Source organism: Planococcus sp. TJ-302 (assembly GCF_058268455.1).
In genome coordinates this window covers 1,770,320-1,790,185 of sequence record NZ_JBZDOI010000001.1, presented here as the reverse complement: position 1 = coordinate 1,790,185, position 19,866 = coordinate 1,770,320, and the positions used below count along the sequence as shown (strand labels likewise).

At 47.0% G+C, this 19,866-nt stretch carries 21 protein-coding genes; 14 read left to right on the top strand and 7 right to left on the bottom strand.

Translation table 11 applies throughout. The features are described from left to right. Positions 1–9: 9 nt before the first annotated feature. The 9 genes from AC4EHB_RS08735 to AC4EHB_RS08695 all read left to right on the top strand — a co-directional run bounded on the left by AC4EHB_RS08735 (position 10) and on the right by AC4EHB_RS08695 (position 9,771). On the top strand, positions 10–1,203 hold the full coding sequence (locus tag AC4EHB_RS08735; RefSeq protein ID WP_490975182.1) for a bifunctional 3,4-dihydroxy-2-butanone-4-phosphate synthase/GTP cyclohydrolase II: 1,194 nt from the start codon (positions 10–12) through the stop codon (positions 1,201–1,203). A 13-nt stretch (positions 1,204–1,216) separates the two neighbouring features. Further along, positions 1,217–1,681: a 6,7-dimethyl-8-ribityllumazine synthase gene (gene ribH / locus AC4EHB_RS08730; protein WP_490975181.1), complete on the top strand. Its 465-nt coding sequence runs from the start codon at positions 1,217–1,219 to the stop codon at positions 1,679–1,681. Positions 1,682–1,906: 225 nt separating this feature from the next. Next, on the top strand, positions 1,907–2,446 hold the full coding sequence (locus AC4EHB_RS08725; protein ID WP_490981210.1) for a histidine phosphatase family protein: 540 nt from the start codon (positions 1,907–1,909) through the stop codon (positions 2,444–2,446). Between the two features lie 69 nt (positions 2,447–2,515). Further along, on the top strand, positions 2,516–4,339 hold the full coding sequence (locus AC4EHB_RS08720; protein WP_490975179.1) for an LTA synthase family protein: 1,824 nt from the start codon (positions 2,516–2,518) through the stop codon (positions 4,337–4,339). 67 nt (positions 4,340–4,406) lie between these two features. Then, a complete protein-coding gene (locus AC4EHB_RS08715) occupies positions 4,407–5,420 on the top strand; it encodes a GTPase (protein WP_490975178.1) in 1,014 nt (337 codons plus the stop codon). A 103-nt stretch (positions 5,421–5,523) separates the two neighbouring features. Continuing rightward, complete coding sequence (locus AC4EHB_RS08710) at positions 5,524–6,204, top strand: response regulator transcription factor (protein WP_490975177.1); 681 nt, start codon at positions 5,524–5,526, stop codon at positions 6,202–6,204. Continuing rightward, positions 6,194–7,594: an ATP-binding protein gene (locus AC4EHB_RS08705; RefSeq protein WP_490981505.1), complete on the top strand. Its 1,401-nt coding sequence runs from the start codon at positions 6,194–6,196 to the stop codon at positions 7,592–7,594. Before AC4EHB_RS08710 ends, AC4EHB_RS08705 begins: the two co-directional genes overlap by 11 nt. Positions 7,595–7,706: 112 nt before the next feature. Beyond that, entirely contained in the window at positions 7,707–8,582 is an 876-nt protein-coding gene (locus AC4EHB_RS08700; RefSeq protein ID WP_490975176.1) for a peptidylprolyl isomerase, read from the top strand. A gap of 1 nt (position 8,583) precedes the next feature. Next, positions 8,584–9,771, top strand: a complete 1,188-nt coding sequence (locus AC4EHB_RS08695; RefSeq protein WP_490975175.1) for a S1C family serine protease — start codon at positions 8,584–8,586, stop codon at positions 9,769–9,771. Between the two features lie 66 nt (positions 9,772–9,837). On the opposite strand, the gene AC4EHB_RS08690 is transcribed toward AC4EHB_RS08695, so the two are convergent. From AC4EHB_RS08690 to AC4EHB_RS08680, 3 genes are all read right to left on the bottom strand, one after another. Then, positions 9,838–10,068 carry a hypothetical protein gene (locus tag AC4EHB_RS08690; protein ID WP_490975174.1) on the bottom strand — a complete coding sequence of 77 codons (231 nt, stop codon included), beginning with the start codon at positions 10,066–10,068 and terminating at the stop codon, positions 9,838–9,840. 141 nt (positions 10,069–10,209) lie between these two features. Then, on the bottom strand, positions 10,210–10,416 hold the full coding sequence (locus AC4EHB_RS08685) for a hypothetical protein (RefSeq protein ID WP_490975173.1): 207 nt from the start codon (positions 10,414–10,416) through the stop codon (positions 10,210–10,212). A gap of 54 nt (positions 10,417–10,470) precedes the next feature. Then, the gene (locus tag AC4EHB_RS08680) at positions 10,471–11,175 is read right to left on the bottom strand and encodes a type 1 glutamine amidotransferase domain-containing protein (RefSeq protein WP_490975172.1); all 705 of its coding nucleotides are present in this window, start codon (positions 11,173–11,175) and stop codon (positions 10,471–10,473) included. Positions 11,176–11,399: 224 nt separating this feature from the next. Here AC4EHB_RS08680 and AC4EHB_RS08675 point away from each other — a divergent pair, with 224 nt between their 5' ends. From AC4EHB_RS08675 to AC4EHB_RS08665, 3 genes are all read left to right on the top strand, one after another. Next, complete coding sequence (locus AC4EHB_RS08675; protein ID WP_490975171.1) at positions 11,400–11,738, top strand: hypothetical protein; 339 nt, start codon at positions 11,400–11,402, stop codon at positions 11,736–11,738. A gap of 64 nt (positions 11,739–11,802) precedes the next feature. Continuing rightward, the gene (locus tag AC4EHB_RS08670; protein ID WP_490975170.1) at positions 11,803–12,624 is read left to right on the top strand and encodes a manganese catalase; all 822 of its coding nucleotides are present in this window, start codon (positions 11,803–11,805) and stop codon (positions 12,622–12,624) included. Between the two features lie 60 nt (positions 12,625–12,684). Next, on the top strand, positions 12,685–13,407 hold the full coding sequence (locus AC4EHB_RS08665) for a YqjF family protein (RefSeq protein WP_490981209.1): 723 nt from the start codon (positions 12,685–12,687) through the stop codon (positions 13,405–13,407). Positions 13,408–13,423: 16 nt separating this feature from the next. On the opposite strand, the gene AC4EHB_RS08660 is transcribed toward AC4EHB_RS08665, so the two are convergent. The 4 genes from AC4EHB_RS08660 to AC4EHB_RS08645 form a co-directional block, all read right to left on the bottom strand. After that, positions 13,424–14,299 (bottom strand): SDR family oxidoreductase, encoded by an 876-nt coding sequence (locus tag AC4EHB_RS08660; RefSeq protein WP_490975168.1) that lies wholly within the window; start codon positions 14,297–14,299, stop codon positions 13,424–13,426. An 89-nt stretch (positions 14,300–14,388) separates the two neighbouring features. Beyond that, complete coding sequence (locus AC4EHB_RS08655; RefSeq protein WP_490981208.1) at positions 14,389–16,974, bottom strand: YfhO family protein; 2,586 nt, start codon at positions 16,972–16,974, stop codon at positions 14,389–14,391. Positions 16,975–16,993: 19 nt separating this feature from the next. Beyond that, a complete protein-coding gene (locus tag AC4EHB_RS08650) occupies positions 16,994–17,389 on the bottom strand; it encodes a GtrA family protein (protein ID WP_490975166.1) in 396 nt (131 codons plus the stop codon). After that, complete coding sequence (locus AC4EHB_RS08645) at positions 17,379–18,317, bottom strand: glycosyltransferase family 2 protein (protein WP_490975165.1); 939 nt, start codon at positions 18,315–18,317, stop codon at positions 17,379–17,381. The genes AC4EHB_RS08650 and AC4EHB_RS08645 overlap by 11 nt, the downstream gene beginning before the upstream one ends. A 325-nt stretch (positions 18,318–18,642) precedes the next feature. Between AC4EHB_RS08645 and AC4EHB_RS08640 the strand changes: the two genes are divergently transcribed. Beyond that, entirely contained in the window at positions 18,643–19,260 is a 618-nt protein-coding gene (locus tag AC4EHB_RS08640) for a TerD family protein (protein ID WP_490975164.1), read from the top strand. A 14-nt stretch (positions 19,261–19,274) separates the two neighbouring features. Continuing rightward, a complete protein-coding gene (locus tag AC4EHB_RS08635; RefSeq protein WP_490975163.1) occupies positions 19,275–19,853 on the top strand; it encodes a TerD family protein in 579 nt (192 codons plus the stop codon). The last annotated feature ends 13 nt before the right edge of the window (positions 19,854–19,866 follow it).

The following is a 19,866-nucleotide window of genomic DNA, read 5'->3' as shown; positions in this document are numbered from 1 at the left end:
GCGGAAAAAATGTTTTATACAGTTGAAGAAGCTGTCCATGATTTGAAAAACGGCAAAGCGATTATTGTCATCGATGACGAAAACCGTGAAAACGAAGGTGATTTTATCGCCTTGGCAGAATTTGCTACACCTGACATTGTCAATTTGATGGCGACTGAAGGGCGCGGATTGATCTGCGTCCCTGTTGAGGAATCAATCGCCAAACGATTGAAAATCGGATTAATGACCGACAATAACACGGACGAATATGGCACCGCCTTCACTATCAGCGTTGACCACCGCGAAACTACGACAGGTATCAGTGCTTTTGAACGTTCGCACACGATCATGGGCCTGCTTGATCCGGCTGCGAAGCCATCTGACTTCAAGCGCCCTGGCCATATTTTCCCGCTGATTGCGAAAAAAGGCGGCGTCCTGCGCCGGGCTGGCCACACGGAAGCAGCTGTGGATCTGGCGAAATTGGCGGGCTCTACACCGGCTGGCGTCATTTGCGAAATCATGAACGCTGACGGTACAATGGCACGCGTTGATGATTTGCAGGAAGTGGCAAAGCGCCTGGGCATGGGCATTCTGACTATCCAGGACCTGATAGCCTATAAGCGAAAAAACGAAAAATTGATCAAACGCGAAGTGGAAGTTCAATTGCCTACCGAATACGGTGATTTCCGCGCTGTCGGCTATACCGAAGTGCTGACCGGGCAAGACCATGTGGCGCTTGTAAAAGGGGAAATCGATCCCGAAAGTCCAGTGCTTGTGCGCGTCCATTCGGAATGTCTGACGGGAGATGTCTTCGGTTCGCATAAATGCGATTGCGGCAACCAGCTTCATGCTGCCCTTAAACAGATAAACGACGCCGGAGCGGGAATTTTGCTGTATATGAGGCAGGAAGGGCGCGGCATCGGCCTGATCAATAAACTGAAAGCGTACGAATTGCAGGAGCAGGGCTACGACACGGTAGAAGCCAACCAAAAACTCGGCTTTGCCGATGATTTGCGCGATTATGGAATCGGCGCGCAAATTCTGCGGGATCTTGGCGTCCAGAAGATGAAATTGCTGACGAACAACCCGCGGAAAATTGCGGGCATCGGCGGCTATGGCCTCGAAGTTGTCGAGCGCCTGCAGATTGAAATGCCGACCAATAAGGATAATGAAGCATACATGAAAACTAAAAAATCGAAACTCGGCCACTTGCTGAATTTCTAAAGGAGAAATGGAAATGGCGAATCATTTTGAAGGTTATTTAAATGGAGAAGGACTGCGCATCGGCATTGTAGTCGGTCGCTTTAATGAATTCATCACCAGCAAATTACTGAGCGGAGCGGAAGATGCCTTGAAACGCCATGGCGTCAAACCCGAAGATGTCGGAATTGCATGGGTGCCAGGCGCATTTGAAATTCCATTAGTTGCTAAAAAAATGGCGGCCAGCGGCAAATATGACGCGGTCATTACACTCGGTACCGTAATCCGAGGAGCGACTCCTCACTTCGATTACGTCTGCAGCGAAGTCGCAAAAGGCGTGTCGCGGGCAAGCGACCAATCGGATATTCCGGTCATATTTGGCGTCTTGACGACAGATTCGATCGAACAGGCAATTGAACGCGCAGGGACGAAATCCGGCAACAAAGGCTGGGAGTCTGCTGCTGGAGCCATTGAAATGGCGAATTTGATGAAAAAACTATAATATTGCACTCCAGGCCATTTGCCTGGAGTTTTTTTGGCTTAAAAACCGGATAAAAAGGGAATAACATAAAAACCTAGATATGAGCGGAAACTGGCATACATACCTTCCTGCGCCTTGAAAAATAATGGCGGATGCATCGGAAGGCGAAAAAAGACGAATCTCCAAAAAAGGCTTATAATGGAATGAATGTGGCAGAAATTGTTATGGAGCCAAGGAGGACTAAAGATGAAGGGCACGGAGAAAACGTTTTACCTGGTTCGGCATTGCCAGGCGGAGGGACAGCATCCGCAAGCCGGATTGACAGTGGAAGGACGGGCGCAGGCAGACAGGCTTGCCCGTTTTTTTGCCCACAGTGAAATCTCCTATATCGTTTCAAGCCCTTATGTGCGGGCAATCGAATCGATCGGACCAACCTTAAAACAGACCAAGCTTCCGCTGGAAACCGACATCCGTTTATCGGAGCGTGTTTTGGGCAACGGTAATCTGCCTGACTGGCTTGAACATCTGGAACGGTCATTCAAAAACATGGATTTGAAGTTGGCGGGGGGCGAATCCGGAAGTGAGGCAGCTGAGCGTGGAATCGCGGCGGTATCTGCGGTGCCGCATCAAAGCATTGTCGTTACGCATGGCAATCTTTTGGCGTTATTGCTCAATCACTGGGATCCGAGCTTTGGCTTTGCTGATTGGCAAAATTTATCAAATCCTGACATTTTTAAAATCATGCATGACGGGCAATCGGTCATCGTGGAAAGAGTCTGGAACTGAGACTGTCCAGTGCAACGGAATTGCAACATTCCGGCAGCGCGGCCGTCTGTAAAGAGGAGGTGGATTACGATGAGAACAAAAGCTATGCCTTATATTGCAATTTTCTTATTATTATTTCTTAAAGTTATGACGTTCCGCATCGTAATCTTCGATGCGAAATCCATATTCCATATCGCGTTCGTCGAATTTCCGGTCTGGGCTTTCCTGTTGGCTGTTGCGCTGCTGTTATTCAAGAAACGCATTTGGCTCACTGCCGGCATTTTCAATGGACTGGTATCAGGGATCTTTTTTGCCGTTGTATTGTACAGCCGCTATTATTCCACAATCCCTTCCTATTATGATTTGCGGCAGACTACCCAATCCGGAACGGTTGGCACGACCATTTTGTTATTGATCAATCCACTGGATTTCCTTTTTTTCCTGGATGCAATAATCTTAGTTGTTTTGGCGCGCCGCTGGGGCAAGCTGCCAAAACTCAATTCATTGAAGTATGCTGCTGCTGGACTGGCTGCAATCAGTGTTTTGACAACTGTCTATGCCATCAAGCAGCCCATCATTGATATCTCCTTTTTTGCTAAAGAAAATGGCTATGCCCAATCCCAGCTCGTTCAGATGTACAACCAACTCAACGAAAAAGCACACGCTTCCGGCAATGAAACAAAGTTATCGGCGAAAGAGTTGGAAGAGTTGAAGGGCAATGAATGGGTCCCCTTGAAGAGTCACGCTGAGTTCGGGTTGGCGGAAGGGCGCCATCTGTTCATGATCCAAGTGGAATCGATGCAAAATTTCACTGTCAACAAATCAATCGATGGCCAGGAAATAACGCCCAATCTCAATAAACTTATCGAAGAAAGCGCGTATTTCTCGAATGTCTTCCAGCAAATTGGTGCAGGCACAACTTCGGATGCGGAGTGGATGGGTAATACCGGACTTTACGCCGAAGGAATGGCGCCAACAGTTAATGATTTGAATGGCAAGGAAGTGCCTTCACTTTCTCGTTCACTGAAAAAAGAAGGCTATGGTTCTGCTACTTACCACGCAGATGATGTGACCTTCTGGAACCGCGACGTGCTGTATCCGGCCCTCGGCTTTGATGAAGTGTTTACGGTGGAAGAGATTCCGGACAAAGACCAAGTAGGATATGGCCCTTCGGATGAAGTGTTGATGGATTTTGCGCTGGGGGAACTGCCGAGGCAGCTGGATACCTACGAGCGGGTCTACTCGAACATTGTCATGATGACAAGCCATACCCCGTTCATATTGCCTGAAGACATGCAACACCTGGACTTGCCAGCGGAATATGAAGGGACACACGTCGGCCATTATCTCCAATCGATCCGCTATGCTGATGAGCAGATTGGCAAGTTTATAGAAGAACTGAAAGATCAGCAGCTTTATGATGAGTCGCTGATTGTCATCTATGGCGACCATTCTGGTATACACGGCTCACCGCTTTCAGAGGAAGATGCTGTGCTGCTGCAAGATTTCCTCGGCCATCCGTATTCGATGAAAGAGCGGCTGACGGTACCGCTTGTTATGGCGGGAGGCGGCTTGTTCACGGGCGAAGAATTCAGCCGTCTCGGGGGGCAAGTGGACATTATGCCGACTACGCTCGCTCTGCTGGGAGTGGAGCATGAATCGCCAATGATGGGCCATAACCTCTTTGAGTATGAAAAAAACCTGCTGGCGATGCGTTATTATATGCCTGGCGGTTCATTCGCGCAGTCTGAACAATTGTACAAAGCGCCGGGGGCGAAATTGCCGGATGAGCTCCGGGATATGAAAACCATGGAAAAACGCGCGAAAAACAGCGCAACCAAAAAGCATATCCGCAATGCTCAGGAAATTTTGAAATACGGCGATGCGCTGCTGAAACCGTACATTGGTAAATAAAAATATGCGTGAATCACAACATTGCCTATACTATTTATAAAGAGAATTTATCAAGGGGGATTAGAAGATGGCAAAAAGTTTTGAAGAAGAAGTAAGCCGCGTGATGGATTCGATGTTTGAAAATGAGATGAAGAAAGTGAACGATATGCTCGAGCAGGAGCTGCTGATTTCTTTAATTGGTGAAGTCAATGCCGGCAAATCCTCGACGGTCAATAAAATCATCGGCAAGGATATTGCAAGTACCAATCCGATGCCGGGGGAAACCGTGAGCGTCGATCCATATAATTTGGAAGGCTTGGAGAATATCAAGTTCATGGATACGCCTGGGTTGAACGATCCAAATGATGAAAATCCCAAAAAGACCTTGGAGTTCGTTCAACAATCAGATGTGGTGCTATTTTTTCTAAATGCAGCTGGAACAGTATTTTCTGAAAGCGAAAAAGAAAAGTTCGCGGGAATCGAAAAGCACAACAAGGACATCCTGATTGTATTAAACAAAATTGATGCGGCTGAAGATATCCCCTCCATCATCGAATTTGTTAAAAGTCATACTGGCGGTAAATATAAGGTAATTCCAATTTCATCGAAAACTGGCGAGAATTTGGAAACCTTGAAGAAGGAAATCCTTTTTTTGCTCGAAAAGAAGGGTAAAGACCTGCTCTTTGCCAAAAGCATGAAAGAGAAATCGGCCGCTGCGAACCGCTGGATTATCGGTGCTGGCGTCTCGGCCGGCGTTATCGGGGCTTCCCCGATTCCCGGTTCAGACATCATTCCGCTGACATCGCTGCAAGTCGGTTTGATCATCAAGCTTTCAAAGCTGTACGATAAACCGCTCAGTAAAAAAGCAGCCAAAGATATGATTGTCATCACGGCGACCCAAACAATCGGCCACACGCTTTACCGCCAGGCGCTGAAATTCATCCCAGGCGCCGGTTCCGTCATCGGCGCCACTGTAGCTTCCGCAATGACCTTGGCGCTAGGCTATGGCGTGCGATATGCCTATGAAAACAATATCGCCATCGATTACGACATGATCGGCGAATTGTTCGAGAAATACAAAGCGCGCGAGAAAAAGGCATAAACGCAAAAAAACCGCTCTTATGAAAAGGGCGGTTTTTTTCTATGTACTTGCGTCTTTTGCCCGCCTGCTTTACTTTAAAAGAAAAGGATGCCGGAGGTACAGGATGAAAATATTAGTGGTGGAAGACAATCCAAGCGTCAGTTCCATGCTGGAGTTGTTTTTTCAAAAAGAAGCGATTGCTGGTGATTTTGCAGCGGACGGCCTGGAAGGATTCGCAAAATACAGACAAGGCGATTATGATTTATTGATTTTGGACTGGATGCTGCCAGGCATGGACGGCATTGCGCTGTGCCGGAAAATCCGGGAACTCGGGGATTCAGTGCCAATCATCATGCTGACAGCTAAAGACAGTGAATCCGACCAGGTCATCGGGTTCGAGATGGGCGCGGATGATTACGTGACAAAACCTTTCAGCCCCTTGACGCTCATGGCTCGCATCAAAGCAGTCATGCGGCGCTCGCAAAAGGCGGAAGCACCTATGGAAACAGTCCATACACAGCATTTTGCCGTAAATAAAGAAACGCGGGAAGTGCAAAAGGACGGCGAGGCGGTGCAAAATTTGACGCCGAAAGAGTTCGAACTGCTGCTGTTCTTCATGCAGCATCCGAAACAGGTGTTCAGCCGCGAGCAGCTCCTTGAACAAGTATGGGGCTACCAATATTACGGAGATGAGCGGACCGTCGATGTTCACATCAAGCGGCTGCGCAAGAAAATAGCAGGCGGGGAACAATTTTTCCATACCGTCTGGGGAGTTGGCTATAAATTTGAAGAACATGCGGATTAATTATTTTTACCAATTGATTGCAAGCCATTTGAGCATCCTGCTCATTGCATTTTTGATATTGAGTTTGTTATTCGTCAATTACGTGGAAGATTTTGCTTACGAGGAAAAAGCAACGGAACTGGAAAGCTATGGAGTCAAGATTTTGCAGGAGCTGGAAGCGCCGCGGCCAGGCTCAAATCTGCAGTCCTATGTGTCCATTCTGGAAGCCCAAAACATCAACTTTATCGTCTTCGACCAACAAAGCCGCATTTTGTACCCGGTATCCGGAGCGTTTCCACCTGTCGAATTAACCGCTGAGGAATGGAACGTTATTGAGCGCGGGGAAACGCTCGTCGTCAACCGGGATGTCGAACGATTTGAGAATACCGTGACATTTGTAGCGATGCCATATGCCGACAATGGCCAATTGGCTGGCGGCGTGCTCCTTGCTTCGCCGGTCAGCGGCACGAGCGAAATGATTGCAGAACTGAATAAATCGCTGTTGACGACGATATTCATTGCATTGGCAGTGGCATTGCTGCTTAGTCTGCTGTTGTCGAAACTGCATGTCAGTCGTTTGAAGCGCATGCAGGAAGCGACAGGAATGATCAGCGAAGGAAACTACGCGGTGAATTTGCCGGAATCCGATTTTGATGAATTCGGCGATTTGTCAAAGGATTTCAACCAGATGGCCAGAAAGCTGCAGCAGTCGAATGAAGAAATCGAGGGACTGGAAAACAGAAGGCGCCAGTTCATGGCAGACGTTTCGCACGAAATGCGCACGCCGTTGACCACCATTGCCGGCGTTATTGAAGGGCTGCGCAATAATATGATTGTAGAAGAGCAACGCGAAAAAGGTATCCGCCTGGTCAGCGACGAAACGAAACGCCTTATCCGACTCGTCAATGAAAACCTGGATTATGAAAAAATCCGTTCGAACCAAGTGGCGCTCACGAAAGAAGAAATCGAAGCGGAAGAATTGCTCGAAATCATTCAGGAGCAGCTGGAGATGCAAGCGTCTGAAAAAGGAAACCGCATTGAAATAGCCGTGGAACCCGGACAGGTGATTTACGGGGACATGGACCGGCTGATCCAGGTTTTGACGAATATTGTGAAAAACAGCATCCAGTTTACAGCGGATGGGCTGATTTCCTTGCGGGCATACAGCGAGCCGGGCGGTATAGCTATCGAAGTAAAAGACACGGGTGAAGGGATTGATGTCCAAGAAATCGATTTGATCTGGCGCCGCTTCTACAAAGCAGATTTATCGCGTGGGAGCGGCCAATTCGGTCTTGGCTTATCAATTGTCAAGCAATTGGTAACACTGCATGGGGGAGACATCAGCGTGCAAAGCGAGAAAGGAAAAGGCACGATATTCCTGATCCACCTGCCGCATAAAGAGACAGTTTGAGCCAGTCGGCCAAGCTGTTTTTTTATTTCTCTAATTGTTACAGCTTTGGTCATAGTTTATTCATAATTGCTTGTTACGATGTTAGTAATCAGATAGAGAGAGGGATAGCAAAATGAAAAAAGTGATATACATTGCAATTGGAGTCATTGCTGCATCAGCGATATTCTTATTGATGAGTTTTGGGAAGAACGATGGCGTGGCAAGCGTAAATGGACAGGAAATAAGCAAAGATGAATTGTACGCACAAATGCTGAAAACGAGCGGTACGGAAACACTCGATTTGATGATTTCGGATGAAATTGTCCGGCAGGAAGCTGAAAAAGAGGATATCACAGTTACAGATGAAGAAGTCGCAGATGAAATTGCGGTCTACGAAGAGCAGTACGGCGGCGCTGAAGAACTTGAGACGGCGTTGGCGGCAAGCGGAATGACGGTTGAATCACTGAAGGAAGACGTCCAGACCTATGTGAAAATCGAGAAACTGATCGGTCCGGGCATTGAAATTACAGATGAACAAATTCAAAACTATTTCGATGAAAATAAGGATTCACTGGGGCAAAGCGAACAAGTGGAAGCAAGCCATATCCTGACCGCCACTAAAGAAGAGGCAGAAGAAGTCCAAGGCAAGCTTGCTGAAGGCGGAGACTTTGCCGAATTGGCAAAAGAGTATTCGATTGATACAGCCAGTGCGGAGAATGGCGGCGAGCTTGGAACATTCGGAGCCGGTGAAATGGCCCCTGAATTCGAGGAAGCAGCATTTGCTATGAAAGCAGACGATATCAGCAAGCCGGTCGAAACGGAATTCGGTTTCCACATCATCAAAGTGACAGGCAAGACAGAAGCTGCTGAAGCTACGCTTGAAAACAGCAAAGAAGAAATCAAAGAGCTGTTGTTCGAAGAGCAATTGAACAGTGAATACGCAACATGGCTATCCGAAAAACAGGCGTCTTATGACATAGAAAACAAAATTGCAGAAGGAGGAAATTAATATGGGATATTACAATTCAAGTGAACCGAAGAAAAAACGTACAGGCTCTTTTGCATCCAGCTTTATGGGGCTGATTGCAGGAGCGCTTCTGGTGGGAGTGGTTCTGCCGGAATTCACGGATGTTGATTCGGCCGCAGACAACGGCGCAGTCATCGCTGAAACAGCAAGCGGCGTACAAGGAAGCACGAATATCGTGACCACCGATATTACAGAAACGGTTGAAAAAACTTCAGGAGCTGTCGTAGGCGTAACAAACTTGCAGACAGCCCCTCAAAGTCCATTTATGCCGACAGCTGAGTCTGGAGAACAGAAAGCCGGAGCAGGATCAGGCGTAATTTATAAAAAAACCGGCGATTGGGCATATATCGTCACCAATAACCACGTCGTCGAAGGTGCAGAAAAAGTTACCGTGACACTTGATGATAAAACGGAACTAGATGCGGAAGTGCTGGGCACAGATGTCTGGACGGACCTCGCCGTGTTAAAAGTGCCTTCCGAGCAGATTAAGACAGTTATCGAATTTGGCGACTCGTCTGTCCTTAAAGCAGGCGAGCCGGCAATCGCTATCGGCAATCCACTGGGCCTTCAATTTTCCGGATCGGTGACCACGGGTGTCATTTCCGGCACCGAGCGGCTCGTGCCGATCGATATCAATAAAGACGGAACAGAGGATTGGCAGGCAGAAGTCCTCCAGACAGACGCGGCTATTAACCCTGGCAACAGCGGCGGTGCGTTGATCAATAGCCAAGGCCAACTGATCGGCATCAATTCAATGAAAATAGCGCAGGATGCTGTCGAAGGCATCGGGCTTGCGATTCCAATCAACTCGGCAATTCCGGTAATCGAGGATTTGGAATCTAAAGGAGAGGTGGAACGACCGTCGATGGGTGTCAGCATTCTGGGGTTGTCCGAAGTTCCGCAGCAATACCGCCAAAGCGAGCTGAAACTTCCAGAAGAAGTGGAAGGCGGAATAGTGGTCAATGAAGTTTCGCCAAGTTCAAGCGCGGACAAAGCAGGGCTCCAGCAATTTGATGTCATTGTCGAGATGGACGGAGAGCCGGTAACATCCATCCAGGAACTTCGCCAGCATCTGTATAACGAGACAGAGGTCGGGGATAGATTGAAAGTGAAAGCATACCGCAACGGGGAATTGATGGATTTTGAAATCGAACTGAACGAAAGCCTTTAATGCAAAAAGAGGATGCGATTGCGCATCCTCTTTTTGTTGTGCATAAATCGTATTGGGCTATTGCCATCAGTTTATCAACCCCCACATATCGGAGGAGATTCCGAAAAAGATCAATGCCAATATGGCGATTGAAAAAATGACCACACCGACTTGTATCGGCTTGTAATCCTTGATTTTCGGCTCTTCTAAGCCTTCCATGTGGTGCATATGGTGATGGTGCGGCGGTGTTTCAACCGGTTCAGCAGTGTCATGGGCGGTTTGCAATTGCTCCTTTTCCACAGGTTCTTGCTGATTCATGATGATCGCCTCCCTTTGTAACACTTATTGATATAATATTAACAGAAAAAACAAATAATTAATACAACTAAGATTTTATTTTTCGGAATCAGAAGGTCGCTGAAATCTGGACCAACAAAAAAACTGATTGCTTGAAAGCAATCAGCCTAAAAGTCCCCACATGTCGGAACTTATGCCGGTAATAATGAGGATCAATACCAATATGACGAAAATGACGATACCGATTTGAATGGGTTTATAGCCCTTGGTCTTCGGCTCCTCCAAACCTTCTTTTTGTGCCGGGGGACCTTGCATTTCTGACTTATTGGCTCTTGCGTATTCTTGCTCTTTTGGATCTTTTTCTGTCATGTGAATTTCCTCCTTTTCTGAAGCAGATTGATTGAAAGCTGACATTAATGGAGCTTACTTAAAGAATTTTTCTTCTTCCTTTTTTTCGAGGCTTGTCAATTTCTCAGCCAGTTCTTTGCCGAACAGCGGAGAAGACTGCGGATCGCGGCCAGTTAAAATCTGGTCGCTGCCCCATACGGCATATTGTTCTTTATCAGAAGCCGGTTCGTAATTTGCAATTTTCTTCATTTCATCTTCAAGGCTGAATGGCAGCAGATCCACTACTTCTTCGGGCTCGAATTTATTTGGATAACCTGTCACTTTCAAACCTTCTAAAATTCCGCGGCCGTCTTTTGTCTTGGTATAGACGAGCGGCGCTGGTCCATGGCAAACAGCGGAAACAATGCCGCCTGTTTCGTAGACAATGTTGATGACGGCGTGCAAATCTGGATCATGCGCTAAGTCGAACATAGCACCGTGTCCGCCGACGATCATGATTGCATCGTAATCGCTCGCTTTGACGTCAACAATCGGTGTCGTTTTGTCCGCAATACCGGAGTCGTATAAATCCTTGTATTTGCCTTCTGGGTCATATTCTTTGCTGAGGCTTATCGGGTCAACAACTGGTTTGCCGCCTTTTAGTGAAGCAAGGCCGACTGTGTGCCCTTCTTTTTCAAGCGCTAATACTGGAGCGAACAATTCTTCCGCCCACCATCCAGTTACGTAATTATTTTCTTCATCTGCATATCCGCCTGATAGAACGGCTAAAACTTTTGCCATCATTTATTCCTCCTCAGAGTCTTTATGTCTATTAGTTCATTTACCCTTTCAGGCTATCCTGAAACGTTTTAGTAACCGCATTCATAGGAGTGTGAAAGAAACATAAGCAAGGTTTATTACTTTCGTAGGAAAGAGTTCAACGCTTACTTGAAACTTGTTTCACCATTAGTAGTCTGGGTATTCAGATAATGAATGCTGAAAACTAATAGGAAGGGGAAGGGAAAATGGAAAATGGGAATCAGGAACGCAATGATAAAGTGGAACAAAAAGTGGAAAAACGCCAAAAACCACAATTCAATGCTGGTGGAAATTCTTCGGATTATGATGGCGGCCATCCAGCAGGAAGCTTTTCGGAAGAAGAAACCTCTGAAAAAAGTGAAGATCAAGGTACATTTAATGCCGGAAATAACGATTCGGATTACGATGGCGGCCATCCAGCAGGAAGCTTTTTGGAAGAAGAAACCTCTGAAGAAGGTGAAGATCAAGGTACATTTAATGCCGGAAATAACGACTCGGATTATGACGGCGGCCACCCAGGAGAATCTTTCCGTTCGAAAAAATGATACTCAGCCATTGGAGAAAATTTTAAGACTGACAAATTTAAGATAAATCCAGGAGGTTATGCATATGTTCTTCCATCAAGGTGAACTTCAATATCATTCGAAACCGGACGCTCCAGATCCGGTGTTTGCGAAACAAGTCCAGGAATTGATTGGCGGGCAATTCGGTGAAATGTCCGTAGCAATGCAATACTTATTCCAAGGGTGGGGCACCAGAGGAAACGAGAAATACAGAGACTTGCTGATGGATACCGGAACCCAGGAATTGGGGCACATTGAATTGCTTGCTACAATGGTAGCGCGCCTTCTTGAAGGAGCGCCAGTCTACGAGCAGGAAAAAGCAGCAAGTGACCCGATTGTCGGGGCCATCATGGGCGGAATGAATCCGCAGCATGCAATCGTGCATGGTCTTGGTGCATCGCCAAAAGACAGCAATGGCGTCCCTTGGAACGCTGGATATATTGTAGCGAGCGGGAATTTATTGGCGGATTTCCGTGCCAATGTCAATGCCGAATCGCAGGGGCGCCTACAAGTTGCCCGTCTATACAGCATGACGGATGATCGGGGTGTCAAAGATCTCTTCTCGTTCTTGCTGGCGCGCGATACGATGCATCAAAATCAATGGCTCGCTGCTATTAAAGATTTGGAAGCGAAAGAAGGACCAATCGTGCCTTCAACTCTGCCGCCTGAATGGGAAGCGACACAATTCTCACACATTCTTTATACCAACACGGACACAAGCACAGCTTCGCAATTGCCTTGGGTCGGCCAGCCGGCGCCGGACGGCCAACCGATGACTGTTGAAAAACCGGAGCCATTAAGTGAGAAACCTGTATTGAAGCCTGCTCCAAGAGAAGCGCACAATACATTGCCAATGGATAAATTGTAATAAGAAAATGGAGCCTCTTCGCTGAAGAGGCTTATTTGCGTGTTTAAAGGGGAGAGAATGATGGGCTCCAAAAAATGGATCATGTCGCAGCAATTGCAGGATGTGCTGTTTTTGCATTGGGCGGTTCCCGCAGATTGGCTTTGCGGAATGCTGCCTTCTGAATTGGAACTGGATCTGTATGGTGGAGAGGCATGGATAAGCGCTGTGCTGTTCAAGGCGCGCGGCACGCATATCCGGGGCATGCCTGCGATGCCGGGAATGCGGACATTTCTGCAGCTGAACGTCCGGACGTATGTCCGGTACGGAAATCGGCGCGGCGTCTACTTTTTTTCGATGGATGCAAACAGCCTGGCAGCTGTCCAGACAGCGTCTCTGGGCGGCTTTTTGCCATACCGCCAGGCGCACATCGAAATGGCTAAGCAAGGAACAGGGATCATGTTCAAGAGCAGACATAGCGAAGCGAATGGCGTTGAAGAAATTGAACTGGCTTATGAACCCCAAGCGGCAATTATTGAACCTACCCCTTTAGAGATTTGGCTGACAGAGCGTTACAGCCTGTGGACGAAACCGAAAAATCGGCTTTACCGCCTGGACATCGGCCATCCGCCCTGGCGCATTCAATATGTTAAAGGAGAGATCAATGAAAATTCTCTTGCCGGATTTCTGCCGGAACAATTGCATCGATTGCGTCCGGTAACCCATTACAGCTCTTCAATGGAAGTTTTGTTTTATCCGCCGATTATCGAAAAAAACGCAAAAAAAACGCTGAAGCCAAAGCTTTAGCGTTTTTCTTTATTGTTTAGGATGTGATAAAGTCGCCGCCGTTAATATGAATTGCCTGTCCGGTCACATAAGTCGAATCTTTCGACGCGAAATAGACATAAGCCGGCGCCACTTCTGAAGGCTGTCCTCGGCGTTCCATCGCTGTTTCACTGCCGTGCTTGCCGACTTTTTCCGCATCAAAAGTTGCTGGGATAAGCGGAGTCCAGATTGGCCCTGGCGCAACGGAGTTGACGCGGATGCCTTTGTCGGCAAGGTTTTGGGAAAGCGAGCGTGTGAAGGCGGTGATTGCGCCTTTCGTCGATGAATAATCGATGAGTGACGATGAGCCGCGGTATGCGGTGACAGATGACGTATTGATGATCGAATCTCCTTTTTGCATATGTGGAACCGCCGCTTGGCTTAGATAGAACATACTGAAAATGTTTGTTTCAAATGTTTCCATCAACTGGTCGGGCGTAATTGCCAAGAAGTCATCCTGGGGAAATTGCTTGCCTGCATTGTTGACCAGTATGTTCAGTCCACCGAATTCAGCGATGACATCGTCAATGAGCTTTTGGCAATTTTCGGAGTCCCCGATGTCCGTTGCTGATTTGAATGCCTTCGCGCCATACGATTCAATAACTTTGACCGTGTCTTCCGCATCGGCGTGTTCATCCAAGTAAGCGATCGCGACATTCGCCCCTTCTTTTGCAAACGCCACAGCTACGGCACGGCCGATTCCGCTGTCTCCGCCGGTGATCAATGCTGTTTTGCCTTTAAGTTTGCCTGAGCCTTTATAATCTTTATCATCATAAATCGGTTCAGGGGACATTTCTCTTTCAGATCCAGGCTGGTGCGACTGTTCCTGTGGGTCAATTTCTTTGTCGATTTTTTCGAATTTATCTTCTGCCATTATGAATTCCTCCCCATTTCGGTTAGTTATAGGGTCATTATTCCCGTTGGGCTCTCCGCTAAACGCTATACCGTGAAGCCGTTCCGAAACTATGAACCGGACCGCCTTTTTCTGAAGAAGATGTAGAATAGCCCGGCAAGCACTGAAACGAGGCTGACAGCTGAAGCAATGCCGAAATAAGGCGGTCTGTAAGTAAATTCAACAGTGTTCAGCCCCTTTTCTATGGGCACGGCGACAAATGCATAATTGGCTTTCAGCACCGTAGCCGGTTCGCCGTTAACCCTTGCTTTCCATCCTCGCTCATAAGGGATACTGAGCAATAAATACTCATCCTGCTCAAGGTTATCGTAATCGAGCGTAACTTTACTGCCATCGATTTCAACATTTGCCGCGCTTGAAGGTTTTTGTGCCTGGGCTTCCAGCACTTCGTATGGTTCTTCGAAAACCTGTAGTTCTGTCAGCCGGTAATTGCCTTGTGGCAGCCGGATTTGGATAATTTCGTCAGCTGGTATGCGAATGGTCAAGTCGTCGACATATGTCCGGTAGATGGAATCGTTGGATTTGCGGCTCGTTTCATAGTCATTCACTGTCAGGATAAATCCTTCACTCGGAGCTTCGTTCTCCAAATGGAATGATACATAAAGGTCGCCTTCAGTAACTACGCCGTCTATCCGCGTCAAATCGATTCCCCCGGTTTCGCCATGGACTTTCAATAAGCCATTATCGTAGACGGCAGCTTGTTCCTGGATTTGATATTGCTGCGCCTGATCCTCTACAGAAAGTGGAGCAGAGCCGCCGTCGCCGTCCAGCACGATTCCCTTCAGCATGGCGTGTTCCCGGACGAGCGGAGGCGACGCTTCGAGCCCTGCTTCGGAATAAGAATCAGAGACAGAGCGGGCGAAAGGTAGATTATTGGTATTTCGATAAACGGCAAAGTTTTCTGAAGCTGTCAGCTCTTCAAAGCCATAGGGAACATTCGGATCGCCTTTTTCCAAGATGGTGTATTTTCCTTGCAGCAAGCTGTGGAGATTGGCCCGATTGCCCAGTGACGCGTAACGGCTGACACTTTCACGGCCCATATCGATTTCCAAGTCATATAAATAAAAATACAATAAATTTTTATTCAGAATGCTGGAGTATGCACTAAGACCCCGGAATTCCTGAACAATCGGCGTATTGTTGCGGATGTCTTCCATCCAGTCGATGCGGTACATCGGATCGCTTTCCTGCGCATGAATTTCTTCCAGCAAACCTCTGATTTCAAGAGAATCATAGCCCGCGGTAGTAAGCAGCTCTTCGTTAACATTTTTAACGCGGCCAGTTTCTAAGAGAGTATCAGCTTGGTATAAATTTGCAAACATGACAGCGGAAACTACCACATAGACGGCTAAGCTTTTTTTCAGCAGCGGCCGCGGCCAGCGAATAGACGCGGCGAGCAGCAGTATAGCTGCCGACAGTGATATTGAAACAAATACGGCTTGCCATGATTCGGCATCAAAACCTACGTCTATGCTGATAGCCAAGTTATAGGCCAGAAGCGCAAAGGCTGCGGCAGCAACGAGCTGGCGCATGGTGAGGTCGCCGAGGCGTTCCAATCCTACCGCTACTGCGCCGCCGCTCACAAGTGCCATAAAATATTCCCAACGGTATTGCGGAGCGGAGAAGCCATTGAAAAGGCTTGCCGCAATCGGGCTGTAGTGAAGCAACGTACCGATTAATGCGAACAAAGCGAACAAGCGGAACAAGCGGCTCCGATGGAAAGCGGGAATCGTCCAAAATAGCAAGAAAATTGCAGGCAAAACAATGTAGCGGCTGGTAAAAAGAATGTTATCAGTCATATTCACCCACTCGATGTCTTCTTGGAAAGCTGGCCGATGATTGTTCAGATAGGCATAAACCGCAGGCCCAAAAGATATTGCACTGATGCCCAGCCCAAGAAGGCCGAAGGCAAAAAAAGTGCCGATGGCTTTTCTTTTTGGAATTTCCGATTCAGTTAGCGGGAAAAAAAGTCGCACCGATATGTATATAGCTATGAGCATAATATTGATGTATGCAAAATAGAAGTTGTCGATTAGCGAAATGGCTATAGCAAATAAAAACCAGCCAGGCTTGTGCTCCCTGAACACTTTCTCCGCACCAAGAATCAGCAGCGGCAGCCATAAATACGCGTCAGCAAAGAATTCCCAATAAACTGTATGGCGGAAATACATTCCTGACAAGCCGTAAAGCACAGCGCCGGTGAACGCGGAAAGCATGGAAATGCCCATATAGATAAACAACCTGGTGGTGATGAACAAAACGAAAGCCAGCCGAATGATACTAATGAAAACTGCTGCATTTGCCCAAAACAGCACATCTGTCGAATCGATAATATGAATGCTTTCAAGCACAAATACTACAACGGCCGTAATCAGGAAAACAATTGATGTGGAAAAATAATAGGAAAGTTCGCTGAACGTCCCTGCGCCCAGGCCGAAATCGAATGAATAGAAAAACTCGCCGCTGCTGTATTGTTCATACAACAGCTTTTTGAATGGCATCATCTGGGAAGCTCCGTCATCAATGCCGATCATAAAGTGGCCGCGCGTCCATTGGGAAAGGAAAACCGCGTGTCCGGCAGCTGATAAAGCGAGACAGCTGAAGAACAAAAGGACATTCGGGTATTTCCACTGCATGGTATCACCAACTTTCGGATTATTTAGAGCGCGCAGGCCCCTTCATGATTCTGCTCGAAACGAGAAAAGTAATCGGCACTGTAAACAGAACGGCCGCGAATGGAGCGATATTGCTGCTTAAATGGATGAATTCCACAAATACATAAATGAGGAAGGTGGAAACTGACATATTGACTACCTGCGTTAACGGGAAATAAAGATATTTTTTGAGTGTCGGTTTTACATTGTACGTAACGTAAGAGTTTAAAAAGAAAGATACATTCAAAGAAATCAGAAAGCCGAAGACATGCGCAAGCAAGTATGGCAGCCCAGCCCATTTATGGAGCAGCAAATAAATGCTGTAATAGGTGATGGTGTTGATGACTCCGACAACGACAAACCGGTTGAATTCCGTATTCAGGCGTTTAAGGAGCATCGTATTCATCCGCATTGCTGATATCGACAAGGAAATTCGGGCGGCGCTTAGATTCATTGTAAATGCGCCCCACGTATTCTCCGATTACGCCAAGACTGATCAACTGAATGCCGCCGAGAAACAAGATGGCTGTAATCGTCGTGAAATAACCGGGTGCACCGATGCCGTTCACCATAATATTGTAGAAGGTCACACCAATATAGATAATTGAGAGGACCAGAACGATAAAGCCGGTATAGAAACAAATGCGCAGCGGCTTCATATTGAAAGAAATGATTCCGTCGATGCCATAGTTCACCAAGCTGCCAAAAGACCATTTGGAAGTTCCGGCTGACCGTGAAACATTTTCGTACGAAATGATCTTTTTGCTTAAGCCGATCCACGAGTAAAGGCCTTTCGAAAAGCGATTGCTTTCGCTGAGCTGAAGAATCGAATTAATGGCTTTGCGGCTCAGCAGCCGGAAGTCGCCTTCGCCGTCAGCAAAATCGACATCAGTAACAAAATTTACTAATTTATAATAGAAGGAAGAAAACACGCTTCGCAATTTGCTATCGCCTGTGCGCGACCGCTTCGCAACGACTTGGTGAAACCCTTCTTCAAATCCGCTGAACATTTCGCTGATCAATTCCGGCGGATGCTGAAGGTCGCTGTCCATCAAAATAGCGGCATCGCCTTGGATCCGTTTCAGCCCGGCAAAAAGTGCCGCTTCTTTTCCAAAGTTGCGGGTCAATGAAATGTATTTGACGTCGGCATGTTCATCCGCGAGCGCAAGGATCTGCTGTAACGTACCGTCGCTTGATCCATCATTGATAAACATGATTTCATAATCGAACGGGAGCGGCTGAAGTTCCTGAACTAATTTTTCATACATGAATTGGATATTGGCTTCTTCGTTATAAGCCGGCACAACTATGGAGATTAATGCCACATGAAAGGCTCCTTTCCGAGTATCATTCAATAAAACAGGCTGTCTGCTATTGTTTACCCATCGCTTTTTGTAATTATACAACTCTCTCGCCGCATATATGAAACTTATTTGCCGGATGAACGTATAGAATAATACCGGCCGTTATTCCGGAGACGCGCCGGCGGGAAATTTTCAATCTGTAACTCAACTTATATCAATAAGACGCAGAATTGGTAAAACGGTTCCAGCTGTAATTGGGATTGAAAGCCCTTAATAATTGAAATTTTCCGGAATTACAAATAGACTTATAGAAGAGTACATAAAGATGAATGGAGAGTGCAAAAGAATGGCTATTAACTTGGTAAAAGGTCAGAAGATCGATTTAACAAAAGGACGTTCCTCTCTATCGAGCATTATGGTTGGATTGGGTTGGGACCCTGTTGAAACGAAGAAGAGCGGCGGATTTTTGGGCGGCTTGCTTGGTGGAGGCGGCGGAGGCGGTTCAGAAGTGGACTGTGACGCTTCAGTTATCCTATTGGATGAGAACGGCAAACTGAAAGGCAAAGAAAACCTGATTTATTTCGGCAACAAGAAAAGCAAGGACGGCAGCGTTGTCCATTCAGGCGATAACTTGACTGGTGCAGGAGAAGGCGACGATGAAACGATCCAAATCGATTTGAAGAGCATTTCGCCATCTGTTCACCGACTGGTGTTCGTTGTCAATATCTACAACGCAAAACAGAAGAAACAGGATTTCGGCATGATCCAAAATGCTTTCATCCGTTTAGTAGACAACCAATCTAAAGAAGAACTTATCCATTACAACCTTACTGAAAACTACGGAGGCAAAATGTCATTGATCCCTGGAGAACTTTATCGCCAAGGCTCTGATTGGAAATTCTCCGCTATCGGTGAAGGAACAATGGATGCAGATATCGGATCAATCGCAAACAAATACGCTTAAGGGGTGCATGCGCAATGGCAATCAATTTATCAAAAGGTCAAAAAGTAGATTTAACTAAATCAAATCCGGGTCTTACGAATGTAATCGTCGGTTTAGGCTGGGATACAAACAAATACGATGGAGGACAGGACTTTGACCTGGATTCATCCGTATTCCTTTTAAACGCAGACGGCAAAGCAGCTTCTGAAGCCGACTTTATTTTCTATAACAACACGATTGGAGCCGCCGGTTCAGTAGAGCATACAGGCGACAACAAAACAGGTGAAGGCGACGGGGACGATGAGCAAGTCAAAGTGACCATGTCGACAATTCCAGCAACAATCGAACGTGTGACGTTTGCAATCACAATCCACGACGCGGAAAACCGCGGGCAGAACTTTGGGCAAGTGAGCAATTCTTACGTCCGTATCGTCAATGGCGATTCAAATGAAGAACTGATCCGCTACGATCTTGGAGAAGATTTCTCGATTGAAACGGCGATTGTCGTTGGTGAACTTTACCGTCATGGCGCTGAATGGAAATTCAATGCAATCGGCAGCGGCTATCAAGGCGGCCTTGGCTCACTAGTTAAAGACTTCGGCCTCGACAGCTGATTTGAAAGCAAAA